Annotated in this window: 16 protein-coding genes; 6 read left to right on the forward strand and 10 right to left on the reverse strand. The window is 59.0% G+C overall.

Annotated elements, in window-relative coordinates:
* Window positions 1-442 precede the first annotated feature (442 nt).
* The 6 genes from dgcB (at window position 443) to CKW31_RS24825 (ending at window position 6,720) form a co-directional block, all read left to right on the forward strand.
* Window positions 443-2,389, forward strand: coding sequence for a dimethylglycine demethylation protein DgcB (gene dgcB, locus CKW31_RS24800; RefSeq protein WP_095101059.1), 1,947 nt, complete (start codon window positions 443-445; stop codon window positions 2,387-2,389).
* Window positions 2,389-3,609 carry an electron transfer flavoprotein subunit alpha/FixB family protein gene (locus CKW31_RS24805; RefSeq protein WP_095101060.1) on the forward strand — a complete coding sequence of 407 codons (1,221 nt, stop codon included), beginning with the start codon at window positions 2,389-2,391 and terminating at the stop codon, window positions 3,607-3,609. Before dgcB ends, CKW31_RS24805 begins: the two co-directional genes overlap by 1 nt.
* Complete coding sequence (locus CKW31_RS24810) at window positions 3,599-4,405, forward strand: electron transfer flavoprotein subunit beta (protein ID WP_095101061.1); 807 nt, start codon at window positions 3,599-3,601, stop codon at window positions 4,403-4,405. Before CKW31_RS24805 ends, CKW31_RS24810 begins: the two co-directional genes overlap by 11 nt.
* A 312-nt stretch (window positions 4,406-4,717) precedes the next feature.
* On the forward strand, window positions 4,718-5,851 hold the full coding sequence (locus tag CKW31_RS24815; protein ID WP_095101062.1) for a PepSY domain-containing protein: 1,134 nt from the start codon (window positions 4,718-4,720) through the stop codon (window positions 5,849-5,851).
* Window positions 5,848-6,024: a hypothetical protein gene (locus tag CKW31_RS24820; RefSeq protein WP_095101063.1), complete on the forward strand. Its 177-nt coding sequence runs from the start codon at window positions 5,848-5,850 to the stop codon at window positions 6,022-6,024. The genes CKW31_RS24815 and CKW31_RS24820 overlap by 4 nt, the downstream gene beginning before the upstream one ends.
* Before the next feature lie 66 nt (window positions 6,025-6,090).
* Complete coding sequence (locus CKW31_RS24825) at window positions 6,091-6,720, forward strand: glutathione S-transferase family protein (protein ID WP_176469979.1); 630 nt, start codon at window positions 6,091-6,093, stop codon at window positions 6,718-6,720.
* Window positions 6,721-6,881: 161 nt separating this feature from the next.
* Here the strand turns inward: CKW31_RS24825 and CKW31_RS24830 are convergent, their stop codons facing one another.
* The 10 genes from CKW31_RS24830 to CKW31_RS24875 form a co-directional block, all read right to left on the reverse strand.
* Window positions 6,882-8,726, reverse strand: a complete 1,845-nt coding sequence (locus CKW31_RS24830; RefSeq protein WP_095101064.1) for a S9 family peptidase — start codon at window positions 8,724-8,726, stop codon at window positions 6,882-6,884.
* Window positions 8,692-9,879, reverse strand: a complete 1,188-nt coding sequence (gene pqqE / locus CKW31_RS24835; protein ID WP_176469980.1) for a pyrroloquinoline quinone biosynthesis protein PqqE — start codon at window positions 9,877-9,879, stop codon at window positions 8,692-8,694. The genes CKW31_RS24830 and pqqE overlap by 35 nt, the downstream gene beginning before the upstream one ends.
* Window positions 9,851-10,126 (reverse strand): pyrroloquinoline quinone biosynthesis peptide chaperone PqqD, encoded by a 276-nt coding sequence (gene pqqD / locus CKW31_RS24840; RefSeq protein WP_027899483.1) that lies wholly within the window; start codon window positions 10,124-10,126, stop codon window positions 9,851-9,853. Before pqqD ends, pqqE begins: the two co-directional genes overlap by 29 nt.
* Complete coding sequence (gene pqqC / locus CKW31_RS24845) at window positions 10,123-10,878, reverse strand: pyrroloquinoline-quinone synthase PqqC (RefSeq protein ID WP_095101066.1); 756 nt, start codon at window positions 10,876-10,878, stop codon at window positions 10,123-10,125. Before pqqC ends, pqqD begins: the two co-directional genes overlap by 4 nt.
* Before the next feature lie 179 nt (window positions 10,879-11,057).
* The gene (gene pqqB, locus CKW31_RS24850) at window positions 11,058-11,969 is read right to left on the reverse strand and encodes a pyrroloquinoline quinone biosynthesis protein PqqB (protein ID WP_095101067.1); all 912 of its coding nucleotides are present in this window, start codon (window positions 11,967-11,969) and stop codon (window positions 11,058-11,060) included.
* A gap of 102 nt (window positions 11,970-12,071) precedes the next feature.
* Entirely contained in the window at window positions 12,072-12,143 is a 72-nt protein-coding gene (gene pqqA / locus CKW31_RS24855) for a pyrroloquinoline quinone precursor peptide PqqA (protein ID WP_008365141.1), read from the reverse strand.
* A gap of 153 nt (window positions 12,144-12,296) precedes the next feature.
* Entirely contained in the window at window positions 12,297-14,573 is a 2,277-nt protein-coding gene (pqqF, locus tag CKW31_RS24860) for a pyrroloquinoline quinone biosynthesis protein PqqF (RefSeq protein ID WP_095101069.1), read from the reverse strand.
* A 225-nt stretch (window positions 14,574-14,798) separates the two neighbouring features.
* The gene (locus CKW31_RS24865) at window positions 14,799-15,599 is read right to left on the reverse strand and encodes a carbon-nitrogen hydrolase family protein (RefSeq protein ID WP_095101071.1); all 801 of its coding nucleotides are present in this window, start codon (window positions 15,597-15,599) and stop codon (window positions 14,799-14,801) included.
* Window positions 15,600-15,614: 15 nt separating this feature from the next.
* Complete coding sequence (locus tag CKW31_RS24870) at window positions 15,615-17,294, reverse strand: NAD(P)/FAD-dependent oxidoreductase (protein ID WP_095101073.1); 1,680 nt, start codon at window positions 17,292-17,294, stop codon at window positions 15,615-15,617.
* Between the two features lie 255 nt (window positions 17,295-17,549).
* Window positions 17,550-18,011, reverse strand: a complete 462-nt coding sequence (locus tag CKW31_RS24875) for an Lrp/AsnC family transcriptional regulator (protein WP_027899479.1) — start codon at window positions 18,009-18,011, stop codon at window positions 17,550-17,552.
* Between the last annotated feature and the right edge of the window lie 283 nt (window positions 18,012-18,294).

Consider the following 18,294-nt stretch of genomic DNA (forward strand, 5'->3'; position numbering starts at 1 on the left):
GGGGTTTGCCTGACACTCCGCAGTGTCTGTATCGCGGGCAAGCGCGCTCCTACGGAAAAGCACCGAATACCTCTGTGGGAGCAGAGCTTGCTCGCGATGAACGATGACGCGGTTGCCCTGATGAACCGCAGCGCCCTTATCGCGGGCAAGCACCGCTCCCACAGGAAACACCGAATACCCCTGTAGGAGCCGAGCTTGCTGGCGATGAACGATGACGCGGTTGTCTTGATGAACCCCGGCGCCTCAATCGCGGGCAAGCCCAGCTACCACAGAAGAAACGAGTACCCCTGTAGGAGTGAGCTTGCTCGCGATAAGGCCGGAACGGCCTTCAATCGGGTTTGAATTTGAATCCATTACCAGCGCTGCGCACTGGATCGCGAGCAAGCTCACTCCTACAGGAGACCGATGACCTCTGTCGGACCGCGCGCCGTAGGAGCTTCACATGCTGAACACACTGCTTCCCATCTTGCTGTTCGCTGCTCTGGGCCTTGCTGTCCTGGGGGCTGTGCGGCGGGTGAATATGTGGCGCAACGGGCGGGCCTCTAAAGTCGACCTGCTCGGCGGGCTGCTGGCCATGCCCAAGCGTTACATGGTTGATCTTCACCATGTCGTGGCTCGGGATAAATACATCGCCAACACCCACGTCGCGACGGCGCTGGGCTTTGTGTTGTCGGCATTGCTCGCTATCGTCGTACACGGCTTTGGGCTGCACAGCCGCATCCTCGGTTATGCCCTGTTATTGGCATCGACCTTGATGTTTGTCGGCGCGATCTTCATGTTCCTGCGCCGTCGCAATCCACCGGCTCGTCTGTCGAAAGGCCCGTGGATGCGCCTGCCGAAAAGCCTCATGGCGTTTTCCGTCAGCTTCTTTCTGGTCACGCTGCCGGTGGCGGGGATTCTCCCGCAGGACTTCGGCGGCTGGGTGCTGGTCGCGTTGCTGGGCTTGGGTTGCCTGTGGGGCGTGTCGGAAATGTTCTTCGGCATGACCTGGGGTGGGCCGATGAAGCACGCCTTTGCCGGTGCATTGCATCTGGCCTGGCATCGTCGCGCCGAACGTTTTGGCGGTGGTCGCTCAACCGGCCTCAAACCCCTGGACCTCAATGACAAAACCGCGCCGCTCGGCGTAGAAAAACCCAAGGATTTCACCTGGAACCAACTGCTGGGTTTTGACGCCTGCGTGCAATGCGGCAAGTGCGAAGCCGCGTGCCCGGCGTTCGCAGCCGGCCAGCCGCTGAACCCGAAAAAACTGATTCAGGACATGGTCGTGGGTCTGGCCGGCGGCACTGACGCCACATTTGCCGGTAGCCCGTATCCCGGCAAAGAGATCGGTCTGCACGGCGGCAATCCGCATCAACCTATCGTCAACGGCCTGGTAGACCCTGAAACCTTGTGGTCCTGCACCACCTGCCGGGCATGTGTCGAAGAATGCCCGATGATGATCGAGCACGTGGACGCCATCGTCGACATGCGCCGTCACCTTACCCTGGAAAAAGGCGCGACGCCGAACAAAGGCGCTGAAGTGCTGGAAAACCTGATCGCCACGGACAACCCCGGCGGTTTCGCTCCGGGCGGGCGGATGAACTGGGCGGCGGATTTGAACCTCAATCTGCTCTCCGAAAAAAAAGCTGTCGACGTGCTGTTCTGGGTCGGCGACGGCGCTTTCGACATGCGCAATCAACGTACTTTGCGCGCCTTCGTCAAAGTCCTGAAGGCAGCCAAAGTCGACTTCGCCGTGCTTGGACTGGAAGAGCGGGACAGCGGCGACGTGGCGCGGCGTCTCGGTGACGAAGCGACTTTCCAGATGCTCGCCAGACGCAACATTCAGACCCTGAGCAAATACAGCTTCAAGCGCATCGTCACCTGCGACCCGCACAGCTTCCATGTGCTGAAAAACGAGTACGGCGCGTTCGATGGCAATTACCTGGTGCAGCACCACAGCACTTACATGGCGGAGTTGATTCAAGGTGGCGCGCTGAATCTGGGTCAGCACAAAGGCTCCAGCGTCACCTATCACGACCCGTGTTATCTGGGCCGCTATAACGGTGAGTACGAAGCGCCGCGTGATGTGTTGCGTGCGCTGGGCATTGAGGTCAAGGAAATGCAGCGTTCCGGTTTCCGCTCCCGTTGCTGCGGTGGTGGCGGCGGTGCGCCGATTACGGATATTCCCGGCAAGCAACGGATTCCTGACATGCGCATGGAAGACATCCGCGAAACCGGTGCCGAACTGGTGGCCGTCGGTTGCCCGCAATGCACCGCGATGCTCGAAGGCGTGGTCGAGCCGCGACCGATGATCAAAGACATTGCTGAATTGGTTGCTGACGCATTGGTGGAAGAAGTTATCCCCAGCAAACCTGCGCCAGTAAAACGTGAACCTGCGGAGGTGCACTGATGAGCGACATTATCCGTCGCGATCCTCGCGCTGAATGGATCGCCCGCAACCGCCTGCACCCACTGCACGCCGCCATGCAACCGGCGCAATCCAGCTGGATGGGGCCTAACGGCCTGATGCGCAGAAATGTGCATGGTGTGGGTTTTATCGGCCCCAACGGCATCAAACGAATCGACCGCAGTGGCGCTCAGCAAGGCGGAGCGGTGAAACGCTCAGCCGCAGCCGAAGTGCAGTTGCCGCTGCATCAAGTGCCGCAACCGGCTTTCTATATTTGCGTTGCGCCGGACATGGTCGGTGGACGTTTGAGCAGCCACGACCGTGATCTGCTCGGCCTGGCTCATCAGCTTGCCGGTCAGAGTGGCGCTGTACTCGCGGTGGTGTTTGGCGAGCATAAAGAGAGTGCTTTCACGACGGCGGGCGTTGATCGTTTGCTGGTTCTGGAAGGTAGCGAGTTCAGCGGTTACTCACCGGAGCAGCGTGTCCAGGGCTTGCGGGCTGTGGATAACCAGTTCAACCCCCGTCACTGGCTGCTGCCGGACAGTCGCAGCGGTGGCGGCGAGTTGGGTCGTCGCTTCGCGGCCAGTTTGGGCGAGCGTCCTGCCACGCGTGTCTGGCAAGTCAAGGATGAGCAATGCATCGGTCGCGCCGGTGCGGGCCAGGAAGATATCTCAAGACCATTGGCACGCTTGATCATCGCTGCTGCGGAGTGTGCTGAACCGGTCAGCGAAACCCGTCATGAAGCGCTGCCGGTTGAGTTATCCACAAGCGTAGCGCGCAGCCTGCCGCGGATTGAAGACCTCGGCGCTGTCGCTGTCGACCCGGCCATGATTCCGATGGCGGAAGCGGAGTTCATCTTCTCCGGCGGCAATGGCGTCAAGGATTGGGATTTGTTTCACCGCACCGCTGCGGCCCTTGGCGCGACTGAAGGTGCGTCCCGCGTGGCAGTGGATGACGGTTTCATGGGCCGTGATCGACAGGTCGGCGCGAGCGGCACCTGGGTCACGGCGCGGGTTTACGTGGCGGTGGGTATTTCCGGCGCGATCCAGCATCTGCAGGGTATTGGTGCGTGCGACAAGGTCGTGGCAATCAACCTTGATCCGGGTTGCGACATGATCAAACGTGCCGACCTTTCTGTGATCGGCGACAGCGCAGCAATCCTCGCGGCGCTGATCGACGCGGTGGAAACCCATCGCCATGGAGCAAAACAAGATGCGGCCTGAGCCAACTGCTTCCTCTGTGGGTAACGCTGCCGTGCACGTCATCAGCCTGGTCTCAATCGGCGCGCACCCGACATCCGGCCGCGCACGTCGTGCCGAGCAGGACGCTCGCGCTGTCGAAATGGGCCTGCAACTGGCTGGGGATAACTTGCACGTGCTGCACGCGGGTAGCGCCGAAGAGCCTGCGTTGCGGGCTTATCTGGGCATGGGGCTGGACGAGCTGCATGTACTGGAGCAACCCAAAAACGCTGACGCATTGCCTGCGTTGACGGACTACATCCGTGAGTCTGGCGTGCAAGTGGTGCTTACCGGAAGCCAGGCAGAAACCGGAGAAGGCTCTGGCATGTTGCCGTTTTTGCTCGCAGAAAAGCTCGGTTGGCCGCTGGTGGTGGGGCTGGCTGAAGTTGAGTCTCTGGATAACGGCATTGCTCTGGTGCTACAGGCATTGCCTCGTGGTCAGCGTCGGCGTTTGAAAGTACGGCTGCCGTTTCTGGCGACGGTGGATAACGCCGCACCCAAGCCCCGTCAAAGCGCCTACGGCCCAGCGCAGCGCGGCACACTTGCAGCCGAACAGGTGGAAATTATCAGCGACGAACTGCTCGGCGGCTCGGTCCTGCAACCGGCCAAACCCCGGCCCAAGCGACTGAAAGTCATCAAAGCCAAAAGCGGTGCTGACCGCATGAAAGCCGCAACGGCCAAAGCCAGCGGTGGCGGCGGACAAGTGCTCAAGGGCGTGACGCCAGAGGCGGGGGCAGAGGCGATTCTCAAGTTGTTGATTGAGGAAGGCGTGGTGAGGTAAACCAGTGGGAGATCTATGTTTATCTGCAATCTGACGTGGGACCGGCTTTAGCCGGGAAAGGGCCGGTACAGCCGCTGCATATCCATCGTCAGTAATGCAGTCTTCCCGGCTAAAGCCGGTCCCACGGCGTCAGCGACACGGCGTACCTCTCTCAAAGTTTTTCCAAAGAATTCCATCCGACAGCCAGCATTTGCCAGTAATCCCACGCTCTGACAGAATCGCGAATCGTTCTTGTTATTTCATTTTGTACTAAAGGGCCGCTGCTGATCAGCGGCCTTTTTGTTTTGGATAAAGGTTTTCGAGAAGAACAGCATGAAAAGCCAAACCGTGCGCCGCTGGTCCTTCGTCCATACCTGGACGAGCCTGATTTGTACCCTGTTTTTGTTGATGCTGGCGCTGACCGGGCTGCCACTGGTGTTCAGTCACGAAATTGATCACCTGCTGGGCAATTCACCTGAGTTCAAGGAAATGCCAGCCGACACGCCGCACCTCAACCTGCAGCAACTGGTCGAAGCTGCCGAAGCTCATCGTCCTGGCGAGGTCATGCAGTACTTCGGCTGGGAGGACGACGAGCCGAACGGTGTCTGGGCGATCATGGCCAAAACGGCGGGCACCGAACCCAACGATTCGCACTCTTTCATGCTCGATTCGCGCACCGGCGAAGCCTTGGAAACGCCGTCCGCAAACGGCGGTTTCATGATGGTCATGTTGCGCCTGCATGTGGATATGTATGCAGGGCTGCCGGGCAAGTTACTGCTGGCGTTCATGGGCCTGATGTTCGTGCTGGCGATTATTTCCGGGACAGTGCTGTATGCGCCGTTCATGCGCAAACTCAAATTCGCCACCGTGCGCGCCGACAAATCAACGCGCATGCGCTGGCTTGATCTGCACAACCTGATCGGCGTCGTGACCCTGACCTGGGCGTTGGTGGTGGGCGTGACCGGAGTGATCAGCGCCTGCGCTGACCTGTTGATCGCCTCGTGGCGTAACGACACGCTGGCCGCCATGATCGAACCTTATCGCGGTGCGCCGCCGCTGACTCAACTTGCCCCCGCAACGCGTCTGGTCGAGATTGCTGAATCCGTAGCGCCCGGTATGCAGATCGACTTCATTGCCTTCCCCGGAACGCGCTTCTCCAGCGAGCACCACTATGGGGTGTTCATGAAAGGGAATACGCATCTGACGGCGCACTTGATGACCCCGGTGCTGATCGATGCGCAGACTCTGAACGTCACCGCGGTGGTCGAACGGCCCTGGTACATGGATGCGTTGGGCATGTCCCAACCGCTGCACTTTGGTGATTATGGCGGTATGCCGATGAAAGTGCTGTGGGCAGCGCTTGATGTGCTGACGATCATTGTCCTGAGCAGCGGGCTGTATTTGTGGTGGGTTCGCAGAAGGGTTGCACGTCCAATCGACGTGTCCCTGCAAGAGACGCTGCAATGAAGCGTTCTACGTTATGGAAGACCTTTGCCGCGCCGGGAGTGATTGCGTTGCTGACCGGGCTGGGGCTTTTCGCTGCGTTGTTGGGGGATGGCTGGTGGGATGCGCTGGCCTGGCTGGGCATGGGAGTCGCAGCAGTGTTCAGCATCAGAGGCTTGCTGACTCGCAAGTCTTGAAAGCAAATATTGCGGACCGCTGTGGCGCTGGCTAGTCTGAGGGACTGTCTTATTCGAGGAACCTCCATGTCTGCGCCGACCATGACGTTGTACTACAACGCTGCTTCGCCGTTTGCCCGCAAGGTGATGCTGGTACTGCATGAAACGGGACAACTGGACCGGGTGACCCTTCAGCCCACTACGCTTTCGCCCATCGCCCCGGTGGAAGAGCTGAACAACGATAACCCCGCTGGCAAGCTTCCCGCGCTGCGACTGGCGGACGGCAACGTCATTCATGACAGCCGGGTCATTCTTGACTACCTGGACAGCCAGCATGTCGGCAACCCGTTGATCCCTCGTGAAGGTTCGGCGCGCTGGCGACGCCTGACCCTGGCGTCCCTGGCGGATGCGCTGTTGGATGCGGCCTTGTTGATTCGTTATGAGCAAGCGTTGCGCCCGGTGGAAAAGCACTGGGACCTCTGGCTCGATAATCAGCAGGAAAAGGTCGAGCGCAGCCTGGCTTACTTCGAGCAGGAAGCGATTACCGAGCTCAGCTCGGCTTTTGATGTGGCCTCCATCAGCGTCGCTGCAGCGTTGGGCTACCTCGACTTTCGCCAGCCGGACCTGGCCTGGCGCAACCGCTATCCACGTCTGGCCAACTGGTATTTTGAAATCAGCCAGAGACCGTCGATGCAGGCGACTCAGCCTTCGGTTTGAAGGAACCGATAAGTTGACCCCAATCTGTAGGAGCTCACCGAGGTTACGAGGCCAGCGATGGCGGTATGTCTGACACTCCGCCATCGCTGGCCTCGTAACCTCGGTGAGCTCCTACAGGTCCACAGCGTGATGCCAGGGTCAGGTGGATAAGTTAGTGTTGATCACCCATCAATCACCTTGCGATAAAACGCCCACTCCTTCGTCAACGCATCCGCCTGATTGACCGCCTTGCGGAAGCCGTGGTGTTCGTCCGCGTAAAAATGCCCCTCAGCCACAACGCCTCGGGACTTCAGGGCCATCAGCATGGCGCGGGTTTGTTCAGGAACGACCACGGCGTCGAGCTCGCCCTGGAAGAAAATCACCGGCACCTGAATGTCTGCGGCGTGCAGCAGAGGCGTACGGGCGTGATAGCGGTCGAGGTCCTCTTCAGGATCGCCGATCAGCCAGTCCAGATAATCGCTCTCGAATTTATGCGTGGCTTTGGCCAATGCTAGTGGGTCGCTGACGCCGTACAAGCTTGCACCGGCGCGGAAGACTTTCTTGAAGGCCAGTGCGCACAGGGTCGTATAACCCCCGGCACTGCCGCCGCGAATGAACGCTTGTTCCGGATTGATCAGTCCGCGTCCGGCCAGGTGAGCAACCACCGCGCAAGCATCTTCCACATCGGCCACACCCCAGTTCAGGTGCAGGCTCTGCCGATATTCCCGGCCGTATCCGGTGCTACCGCGATAGTTGAGATCGGCCACGGCAAAGCCGCGTTGGGTCCAGTACTGGATTTTCGGATCAAGCACCGGGTAGCAGGCCGAGGTCGGTCCGCCGTGGACAAACACCACCAGCGGCGGCGTGCCAACAGCATTCATGGCCGGGTAGAAATAGCCGTGCGCTTCGCCATCGCCGCTTTTGTAGCGCAATGTTTGTGGGCGGCTGATTTGCTCCGGCGGCAGGGGCGCGACACCTCCGGCCAGCACCTGAACACTGTGATCTTCGCGACTGATCGCGAGGACCGCCGAAGGGCGGGTGGCTGAAGCCGCGATGCAATAAACGTATTGATCGTCGAGCGCCAGACTGCGGAAACGGCTGTACTCGCCGCTGAAATCTTCCAGCGTGCCGTGGGAATCTCGCATCCCCAACACGCCTGTGCCGTTTTCCGACCAGGTACCCAGGTAAGCACCGTTAGGTAACGGCAACCAACTGCGGCCGCCCAGTTGCCAAGGTGCTGGCGCATGGTCGGCGTCGGACGCCTTGAGGTGGGTCAGGCCGAATGAGCCTTCCACACAAGGCTGCCAGAAACCGCCCTGATCGCTCAGGCAATACAAACGCCCGTTAGCGTCGAAACGTGCTTGCTGAATGGACTCCTGATCGCGGTCGCCCGCCAGGCAACGCGGCTCGGACCAACCGCCCGCCGCCTGACGTTTGCTGCTCATTAACAATGTGCTTGTCCAGGGCTGGTGTGGCTTCTGCCATTCGATCCAGGCCAAACGCTGGCCATCAGGGCTGAGGGTGGGGGATGCGTAGAAATCCGCCCCGCGCGCGAGCACCAGACGCTTGCCATTGGCGACGTCAATGCTGACCAGTTGATGGAATTCTTTGTCTTCTTCGACGGCCAGAATCTGCCCGTTGGCAAATACCAGATCGCCGTAGCGTTTTTTGCCGGTGGTGATGGCTTCGGGCAGACCTTCGCCCTCGAACTCATCAAACACCAGTGGCTGGCGATAGAGCTGCTGATCGCTTTCGTTGACGAACACCAACCCATCGTCAGTCAGGCAGAAAGACCCGCCGCCATATTCATAGACCCGGCTGCGCACGCTGAAGCCGTCGGGCGTCAGGCAGGTCGTGTTGCCTTCAAACCAGCGCCAGATGCGGCACGCGCCATCCTCCGGCCGGTATTCGTTCCAGAACAACCCCAGCGGGCTAACCGCCAACTCGGCGAAATCGACGCCAGCGGCGACTGCCTGGGCTGCGGTGAACGTGTCAGGATTTGGCGATGAGGCGCGAGTTTCTGTCATTGCGAAAGGCCAACTGCTCAATGGTTTGAGTCGCATATTCGGCTTCTTTGCGAGCCTGCACAATCATCCCGTGATGAGGTGATTTACTGCATACCGGATCGGCATTGGCGGCATCGCCGGTGAGCATGAATGCCTGGCAACGGCAGCCGCCAAAATCCTTCTCTTTTTCATCGCAGGAGCGGCACGGTTCAGGCATCCAGTCGTAACCACGGAAGCGGTTGAAACCGAACGAGTCGTACCAGATGTGCTGCATCGTATGGTCGCGGACATTGGGAAACTGCACCGGCATTTGCCGCGCACCATGGCACGGCAGCGCGGTGCCGTCCGGGGTCACAGTGAGGAAGATATTGCCCCAGCCGTTCATGCAGGCTTTGGGACGTTCCTCGTAGTAATCCGGGGTGACGAAAATCAGCTTGCAGGGATGGTTTTCGGCGGCGAGCTTGTCGCGGTATTCGTTAGTGACCCGCTCGGCACGAACCAGTTGATCCTTGGTGGGCAGCAAGCCTTGGCGGTTCAGGTGCGCCCAGCCGTAGAACTGACACGTCGCCAGCTCGACGAAGTCGGCTTCGAGGGCGATACAAAGCTCGATAATTTTATCGATCTTGTCGATGTTGTGCCGGTGAGTGACGAAATTCAGCACCATCGGGTAGCCGTGCTTCTTGACCGCACGGGCCATTTCCAGCTTCTGCGCAAAAGCTTTTTTTGACCCTGCGAGCATGTTGTTCACTTGCTCATCGCTGGCCTGGAAACTGATCTGGATGTGGTCGAGCCCGGCTTCTTTGAAGTCGATGATCTTCTGTTCGGTCAGACCGATACCCGAGGTAATCAGGTTGGTGTAATAACCGAGCCGACGGGCTTCGCGGATCAGCTCAGCCAGATCCTGACGCACCAGCGGTTCACCACCTGAGAAGCCAATCTGCGCCGCCCCCATTTGCCGCGCCTCGGCCATGACCTTGAACCATTGCTCGGTGGTCAGCTCCTGGCCTTGTTTGGCGAAGTCCAACGGGTTCGAGCAATACGGGCATTGCAGCGGGCAGCGATACGTCAGCTCGGCCAGCAGCCACAGCGGCAAACCAACCGCGGGCTTGGGCGGAATCTTGATGGCTGACTCAACCGGGGTCGACTCAGGCAAGTTCGATCCAGTGTTCGCCACGGGCGACCTCCATGAATTGCTCGACATCGCTGCCGAGCTCGGGAAAGCCCGGGAACTGCTCGTTCAGGGCTTCAATGATGGCCGCTACGCTGCGCTGGCCATCGATCAGGCCACCAATGGCACTGGCGCTTTCATTGAGTTTGATCATGCCTTCCGGGTACAGCAGCACGTGGCCGTTCTGCGCCGGTTCAAACTGATAGCGATAGCCTCGACGCCAGCTCGGGACTTGTTGTCGATCAAAGCTCATAGGGCAATCCCCTTATGCCAGACCCGTTGGTCGGTCACGCTGTGATAAGGCGGGCGGTTCAGCTCGTAGGCCATGCTCATGGCGTCCAGCATGCTCCACAAAATGTCGAGTTTGAACTGCAGGATTTCCAGCATGCGCTGCTGGCCGTCATAAGTCGTGTAGTGCTGCAGGGTGATCGTCAGGCCGTGCTCCACATCGCGACGCGCCTGGCCCAGCCGGGTACGGAAATACTCGTAGCCAGCTGGATCGATCCACGGGTAATGCTGCGGCCAACTGTCCAGACGTGACTGGTGGATCTGCGGGGCGAACAGCTCTGTCAGCGAGCTGCTGGCGGCTTCCTGCCAATTGGCGCGGCGGGCAAAGTTGACGTAGGCATCCACGGCGAAGCGTACGCCGGGCAGAACCAGTTCCTGGGAGCGCAGTTGATCCGGGTCCAGCCCAACGGCCTGACCCAAACGCAGCCAGGCTTCAATACCGCCGTCTTCACCGGGCGCACCGTCGTGATCCAGCAGGCGCTGAATCCACTCACGACGAATTTCACGATCCGGGCAGTTGGCAAGAATGGCGGCATCCTTGAGCGGGATGTTGACCTGATAGTAGAAACGGTTGGCGACCCAGCCCTGAATCTGTTCGCGGGTCGCACGGCCTTCGTACATCGCCACGTGGTAGGGGTGATGGATATGGTAATACGCGCCTTTGGCGCGCAAGGCCTGTTCGAATTCAGCGGTGGACAGCGGCGTTGCTTCGCTCATGTTGGCTCCTGTGAACAACACATCTCTTTCTGAATGACACGGACCTGTGGGAGCGGTGCTTGGTCTGGGCGGCATTCCGACGATAAGGCTGGACGCGGTTCACTTCAGATCGAGGTGTCTTTATCGTCGGAATGCCGCCCAGACCAAGCACCGCTCCCACAGGTCAGTGTTCACGCCTCTTACAACTCAATACTCATCCCATCAAACGCCACTTCGACGTTACGGCGAGCAAGCTCAGCGCGTTCGGGCGAGTCTTCGTCGAGGATCGGGTTGGTGTTGTTGATGTGGATAAGCACCTTGCGCTGTTTCGGCAGGCGCTCAAGCACTTCGAGCATGCCGCCAGGGCCGTTTTGTGCCAGATGGCCCATTTCAGTACCGGTCCGCGTGCCAACGCCACGACGCTGCATCTCATCGTCGTCCCACATAGTGCCGTCCACCAGCAGGCAGTCAGCAGCGACCATTTTTTCCATCAGCGGATCATCAACCTTGCCCAGCCCCGGCGCGTAGAACAGCTTGCCGCCGGTCTTGAGGTCTTCAACCATCAGGCCGATGTTGTCACCCGGATGCGGATCGAAGCGGTGCGGCGAATAGGGCGGCGCTGCGCTGCGCAGCGGAAATGGCGTGAAGCGCAGGTTCGGGCAGGCAGGAATCACAAAGCTGCCTTCAAGCTCAATGCGGTTCCAGACCAGACCGCCGTTCCAGTGCTTGAGCATATTGAACAGCGGGAAGCCGGTGCTCAGGTCTTCGTGAACCATGTCGGTACACCAGACCTGATGCGGGCAACCTTCGCGCAAGCTGAGCAGGCCGGTGGTGTGGTCGATCTGACTGTCCATCAGGATGATCGCGCTGATCCCGGTGTCGCGCAGGGCGCGGCCTGGTTGCATCGGGCCGAAACCGGCCAACTGTGCGCGAATGTCTGGAGAGGCGTTGCACAACACCCAGTTGATGCCATCGTCAGAGAGCGCAATGGACGATTGGGTCCGGGCATGAGCCCGCAGGCTACCGTCGCGGAAACCGGCGCAGTTTGCGCAATTGCAGTTCCACTGCGGAAAGCCGCCGCCAGCAGCGGAACCTAGAATCTGGATGTGCATGTCAGCTCCCTGGGGCGAGGCATGAAAAGAGGATCTAAAAAGAAAAAATGACTTACCAATAAAAAAAGCCCCGGCGAACCGAGGCTTTGCACCGCGTTGTCATCAACGGCTTGCGAAGTACATCGTGACTTCGAAACCGATACGCAGATCAGTGTAAGCAGGTTTAGTCCACATAAAAGACTCCTTCTGGGTGATTGCAGCGGTGGGTGGTAAATCGTTAGTACACCTGCAAAGGCATACGTTCGATGATTAGGAACCTATGTTACTTAATTTAACAAATTCTGGCTGTCGGATTCGTGAACAAAGCTTTTGCAGCTTTGGTAATGATCAGGCAACACGCCATGGTGTTTGCGGGCTGTTTGTCAGGCAAAGCCAGCCGCCCGTGGCCCGTTGAAGGCTATCAGCGGCCTGCAACAAAGTGTGCCTGTCGAGGTTTCGTAATGTTTCATCCAGCGCGGACATAAACCGCTCATCGTGGCCCGCAAGATGCGCTTGCCAGCGTAGCTCCGCCGCTTGCGGGGCTTCCATGGCGTTTATGTCCAGTTGCGCGCGCAAGGCTTCAGTCTGAACGTTCAGGTCAACGTCATTGATCCAGTCAGGCAGATCGTTCAGAAACTGTTCGATGTGCTCGACCAGTTGCGGGCCTGAGGCGTTAGGCGACTGCACACCGAAGAGTATTCCCGTTCGTCCGGCGATCTGTCGCAAACCGCTGAAAACCGCATAACCCAGTTGCAGCTCAACCCTCAGGCGCTGGTAGAACGGGCCTTGCGCCAGATGAGCCAGTAATCGCCAGGCCGCTTCATCGGCGATGGAGGAAGAGGGCGTGGTGCAGAATAGCAGCACGGCGCTTTCCGAGGCGTGTGGCGCGGCAGCTTGCCAATGTTTGCCGGATGCCAGTGCTGGCGCTTGCAGTGATTGCTCGTCGCGCTGGCCCGGCGTATTGAGTAATACGGTGTTCAGCGCGGTGATCGTTTCCTGCGCAAGGCCTGACATGAAGCTGATCCACTGCGTTGTGGGCCAGAAGGCTTGAACGTCGCCGGTTTCGTCGGCGGGTGCTGCGTTCAGATAGCAATCGGGCAGTGCTTTGAGCAACTGCCGGATTGGAATCAGGGCCGGTTCATCGCTCGACTGGCCCCGGCGCGCCAAGGCTGCATCGTCTGGAGCATTCAATTGTTGTAACGCATGCTTCAGGATTTCAGAAATGGGGGCGTCGAGGCCGGTCAGCTTGAGTTGCCAGAAATGGCCATAAGCATTGAACTCAAGGTTGACGCCTGCTTGCTTCGCATCCCGCGCCAGAGGTTTAAGGCTCTGATCAAACATTTGCCACAGCGTGGGTTGCGGGCAAGGCAGAGACCAGCGCAGAAAAATCGCGCCTTCGTGGCCGTTACTCGGTACGGTCAGGAAAGGGTTTGGTTTCGGGAACTGCCAATGGATTTCTGAAGGTTGTGTGTCCGGTTGAATCTGCTCCAGCATTGCGATCAGTGCTGTGCAGCCTTGCTCGGATAAGCCTTTTGGCAGGTTGCGGGCGTGGTAGTGCGCTAGCTCAAGAGGGGAGCTGACATCCAGGTGCCGTTGCTGAAGGCGGTTGTAGTCGTTGTGCAGGGATGGCCAATGGGTTTTGAGGTTTTGTGTCAGTGCCGACGCCATCGCGAGCAAGCTCACTCCTACAGATGTAACACGCCCCCCTGTAGGAGTGAGCTTGCTCGCGATGGCGTCGACCTTGATCAACAATTGACCCGCAAACTGATAAACCACCTCCGCCTTCAACGCTTCAACCACGCCCTCCGCTCGACTGCCATTCAGGCAATGACACAAAAACGCGGCGGCTTCATCCGCCCCCTCAGGCAAATCCTCACAGACCAGAAGCAGTTGCTGATCGGAACTGACGCGTATCCGGTTTTCATCATCAACCAGCTTCGGCGGCTGTTCTTGCGCGACCTTTACGCCACTGGCCAGCCCTGCGCCATAATTCGTCGCCAGCCCTTTTAGCTCCTCCAGCGACTGAGGCCCAGCCAGACACAAGGTCATTTGCCCGGCCTGATAAAACCGCTGATAAAAATCCTGCAACGCTTGCTGAAAAGCCCGACGCGGCACCGGCAAGCTGTAGCGATTGCCAGCGTGAAATGCGCGCAGGGGATGGCGGGCGGAAATGCTTTCCAGCATCTGCATGTGCTGACGCGCAGTGGCGTCGCGAGACCAGGCGATGAACTCGGCATGCAGGACTTCCCGCTCGCGCAGTTGGTCCGCCAGCGTCATGCGCGGATGAGCGAGCATATCGCACAGGCGCTCCAGCCCTTGGGCGAACACCGCCAGCGGCAGTTCGAAAAAGAAATCAGTGGTTCGCTCGCGAGTACTGGCATTGATCTGCCCACCATGCCGCTGTACGAAGGCCATCAGCTTTTCATCCCCGGCAAACCGCTCGGTACCGAGGAAGAACAGATGCTCCAGAAAATGCGCAAGCCCCGGCCATGCAGCGGACACGTCATGGCTCCCTGCTGCCACCCGCAACGAAGCGGCGCAGCGCTTGAGCCGTGGCGAATGGCACAGCACGACGTTCAGGCCGTTGGCGAGGGTCAGGTGTTCGGTGGTGGGCGAGGCAGGCATGGGCGTTCCGGGAGACGTGATCGGGTCATGCTAGCGGAATTGGTTATTCATGGCACCGCGCGGTCTCGCGGCAAACACGGTTCTATGTGGGAGCGGTGCTTGCCCGCGATAAGGAAACCGCGATCTAAAGTGAATCGCATCCTGCCTTATCGCGGGCAAGCACCGCTCCCACATGAAAATCGCATCTATTCAGTGATTTATATTGTGTTTGACATGAGCTGCCGCTCAATCCTCACCCAACCCCACATACAACCCCGGCCGCCGGTCATTGAAGTAGGTATTGATCGATCGCGACTGCTCCATCAACTGTCGATCCAGGGTGCCCGAGATCAAAACCTCGTCCTGTTGCGCCACGGCCAGACGGCTGCCATCCGGGGCGCAGAGGCTGCTCAGGCCGCAGTAGTGAATGTCGCCCTCGCTGCCGCAATAATTGGCGTAAACCACGTAGCACTGATTCTCGTAAGCCCGGGCTCGAACCGTCACCTCGGCGACAAAATCATAAGGCGCCATGTTAGCCGTCGGCACCAGAATCAACTCGGCACCTTCCAGAGCCAGACGTCGGGTGTTTTCTGGAAACTCGACGTCATAACAGATCAGAAAACCCAGGCGCCAACCGTTCAATTCCACAATCGGAAAGCGGTCTTCGCCGGGACTGAACATCGCTTTGTCCAGGTCGCCGTACAGGTGCGTCTTGCGATAGTTGCAAAGGGTCTTGCCGTGGCTGTCGATCAACTGCACCGAGTTGTAAATCAGGTCGTCAGCACCCAGCTCCGGATACCCATAAAGGACCGCGATGCCGTAACCCTTGGCAATGGCCGCGATGTCGCCTGCCGCAAAGCCATCACTGGGTTGCGCCAATGTACGCGCCGCCTCGGCACCGATGTTGTAGCCCGTGAGGAACATTTCCGGGCAAACCAGCAACTCCGCACCGAGCGCTGCCGCCTCTCGCGCCTGATCATCCAGACGTTGCAGGTTGCCGCCGATATCCAGCGGCAGGGGCGGGCATTGGTACAGGGCGATGCGCATGATTCAGCCTTTTGTTCAGTCGGTCAGGGCGATGGGACCAATCTCGTGGAACACATCACCGGGGCCTGGGTTGTCGGCGTGGGTCTTGCCGCCGAAGTGGGTCATGATGCCCCACACCGCGTTCAGTGAGGTCTGCACTGCGCCTTCGACCCAGGCGGGGGTCCAGGATACGTCGTCTCCCGCGATAAACATGCCGCGCTGTTCGACCGGCATGTCCTGCTGCATGAAGTGCGCATACATCCGCTGGTTATAACGGTAGTGCCCCGGCAATGCGCCTTTGAAAGCGCCGAGGAAGTGCGGGTCCGATTCCCAGGAAACAGTGATTGGGTCACCGATGATCCGCGCCGCGATATCGACTTTAGGGTAGATCTTCTTCAGCGCATCGAGCGCCAGTTTGACCCGTTTTTCGATGGGCTGCGGCAACATCTTCAACGCATCACTCATCCACGAGTAAGACAGGCAGATCACCCCGGGCTTGTCGTCGCCATTATCGAACAGGTAAGTGCCGCGGGTCAGACGGTCGGTGAGGGTCATGCTCATGAGGTCGCGGCCGGTTTCCGGATCTTTGTCTTTCCAGAAAGGGCGGTCGACCATCACGAAGGTTTTCGACGATTGCATGTAACGCGTACGGTCCAGCGCCATCCACATTTTTTGCGAGAACAACGATTCTTCGCATTCGATCTGGGTGGTCAACAACCAGCTTTGGCAGGTGGTCAGAACAGCGGCGTAGTGGCGGGTGTCGCCCCAGTTATCAGTGACGGCCAGCAGACCGTCTTCAGCGCGGGCAATGCGCTTTACGCCGGTACGGGGCGCGCCATGGTGCAAAGAAGCAAGGCTGGTGCCTTCAGGCCAGTGGGCGCAGCGCTCCGGGACATGACGCCAGATGCCCAGCGGCACTTGTTCTACGCCGCCAACGATCAGGTGCTGGTGGTCGTCGCAGTTGGTCATGACCACGCGAAAGATTTCCAGCATCGAGTTGGGGAAGTCCGAGTCCCAGCCGCCGGTGCCGAAACCGACCTGGCCGAAGACTTCACGGTGGTAGAACGACAGTTTGGCGAACGCTTTGGAGGTGGCGACGAAATCATAGAACGTGCGGTCATCCCACAATGGCACCAAGGTGTTCCACAGCTCTTTGAGGCGCGGCACATCGCGGTCGCGGATGGCTTGCTGAATGTCCTTGAAGCCCGAACCTTCTTCCAGCGCATCGGCCCAGGCGTCGGCCACTTCCTGGAACATAGCGGGGAGATCCGAGAGTTTCTGCGCGTAATACGTGACGCCTTCCAGGTCGATAACGGTACTGCCGGAGGCGGCAGTCAGCGGGTTGGGGAAAGGCTTTGATTCCAGGCCTAGCTTGTCGACGTAGTGGTAGAACGCCGTGGAGGATACCGGAAAGCGCATGCCGCCCAGTTCCGCGATGATGCCTTCCGTCCCCTCGAAAGCCTGGGAGCGCAGACGGCCGCCCATCTTTGATGCCTCGTAGACGACGGGCTTGAGGCCCAGCTTCATCAGTTCATAGGCCGCCACCAATCCCGCAATGCCCGCGCCAACAATCGCCACTTCCTGACCGTGATTCTCGACAGGGATACTGCCCAGCCCGGCGGGGTGCTCGATCCAGTCGTCGAAGGCGAAGGGGAAGTCCGGGCCGAACATAGTGATCGGCTTCTTACCGTCTGCGGGATGGCGATTGTTTTTCATGACTGACCTGGCTGGAACGCGAAAGGCACAGTCTAGACAAGCGCAGGGACATAAATAAGACGCAAAGTGTCGTCGTTATGGAGTTATTTTGTGCGATATGACGAAGTTTTTGATCAGTCAGGCGGTTTTTTTTTGTCTGCCCAAACCGTTTGGATTGAAATGCATTTTCTGTAGGAGCTGCCGAAGGCTGCGATGGCGGTGTGTCAGGATAAATGCATCGCAGCCTTCGGCAGCTCCTACAGGGGGCGCGTTGTTCTAAACAGGTTGCCCGCGATCAATCTTGCTGCTGAGAATGATCGAGGTCGTGGTTTTCTCGACGCCATCAACGCTGCCGATCAAATCCAGCAGTTGGTCCAGTTGCTCCGGCGAATCAGTCCGCAGCCAGGCCACGTAATCGAATTCGCCACTCACAGCACACAGCTGCTGAACCTGAGCCAGACTGCTCAGGCGGCGTAACACTTCCTTGCCCGAACGCGGTTGTACGGTGATCCCGACGTACGCCTGCAATCCCCCATCAACCACCCGCTGACTGAGGCGCACGCCGTAGCCGGTGATGACCTTGGCACTTTCCAGCCGCGCCAGCCGGGACGTCACGGTGGTCCGGGCGATACCCAGTTGCCGGGCAAGCATGGCAACGCTTTCGCGAGCGTTAATCTGCAGGGCCGCGATCAATTGGCGGTCGACTTCATCAAGGACGGGCTGGCGGGTGGTGGACAAGAGTCTCTCCTTCAAGGCTGCGGGCATATTACCCGTGGTGGCCGCCAATAGGGTGCGTACGGGCTAAAACGAAGCAGGCAGAATCATTCTGGTGCGCACGTTATGAGCCGACAGGTGAACAAAAAAGGCAATGTGTCCGTTAAGCGATGCCTTGTGTCTTGCCAGCGTTAGATGAGTCTGGAGGGTAGGCGTAGAGTGATGATCGTTAATAAGTATTGTGCAAATATAATTCCCAAACTGTTAATGCCGTTATTTCGACCTTTGCTTCGGAAGTTATAAGTGC

It is taken from the genome of Pseudomonas sp. Irchel 3A5 (assembly GCF_900187575.1).
Taxonomy (GTDB): domain Bacteria; phylum Pseudomonadota; class Gammaproteobacteria; order Pseudomonadales; family Pseudomonadaceae; genus Aquipseudomonas; species Aquipseudomonas folii.

Bases quoted from the DNA above. Each gene is read 5' to 3' on its own strand.
- CKW31_RS24830 (WP_095101064.1), bottom strand. From the start codon at position 8,726: ATGACAGAAACTCGCGCCTCATCGCCAAATCCTGACACGTTCACCGCA.
- CKW31_RS24870 (WP_095101073.1), bottom strand. From the start codon at position 17,294: ATGAAAAACAATCGCCATCCCGCAGACGGTAAGAAGCCGATCACTATG.
- CKW31_RS24865 (WP_095101071.1), bottom strand. From the start codon at position 15,599: ATGCGCATCGCCCTGTACCAATGCCCGCCCCTGCCGCTGGATATCGGC.
- CKW31_RS24825 (WP_176469979.1), top strand. From the start codon at position 6,091: ATGTCTGCGCCGACCATGACGTTGTACTACAACGCTGCTTCGCCGTTT.
- CKW31_RS24810 (WP_095101061.1), top strand. From the start codon at position 3,599: ATGCGGCCTGAGCCAACTGCTTCCTCTGTGGGTAACGCTGCCGTGCAC.
- pqqD (WP_027899483.1), bottom strand. From the start codon at position 10,126: ATGAGCTTTGATCGACAACAAGTCCCGAGCTGGCGTCGAGGCTATCGC.
- pqqB (WP_095101067.1), bottom strand. From the start codon at position 11,969: ATGCACATCCAGATTCTAGGTTCCGCTGCTGGCGGCGGCTTTCCGCAG.
- CKW31_RS24820 (WP_095101063.1), top strand. From the start codon at position 5,848: ATGAAGCGTTCTACGTTATGGAAGACCTTTGCCGCGCCGGGAGTGATT.
- CKW31_RS24805 (WP_095101060.1), top strand. From the start codon at position 2,389: ATGAGCGACATTATCCGTCGCGATCCTCGCGCTGAATGGATCGCCCGC.
- pqqF (WP_095101069.1), bottom strand. From the start codon at position 14,573: ATGCCTGCCTCGCCCACCACCGAACACCTGACCCTCGCCAACGGCCTG.
- CKW31_RS24815 (WP_095101062.1), top strand. From the start codon at position 4,718: ATGAAAAGCCAAACCGTGCGCCGCTGGTCCTTCGTCCATACCTGGACG.
- dgcB (WP_095101059.1), top strand. From the start codon at position 443: ATGCTGAACACACTGCTTCCCATCTTGCTGTTCGCTGCTCTGGGCCTT.
- pqqC (WP_095101066.1), bottom strand. From the start codon at position 10,878: ATGAGCGAAGCAACGCCGCTGTCCACCGCTGAATTCGAACAGGCCTTG.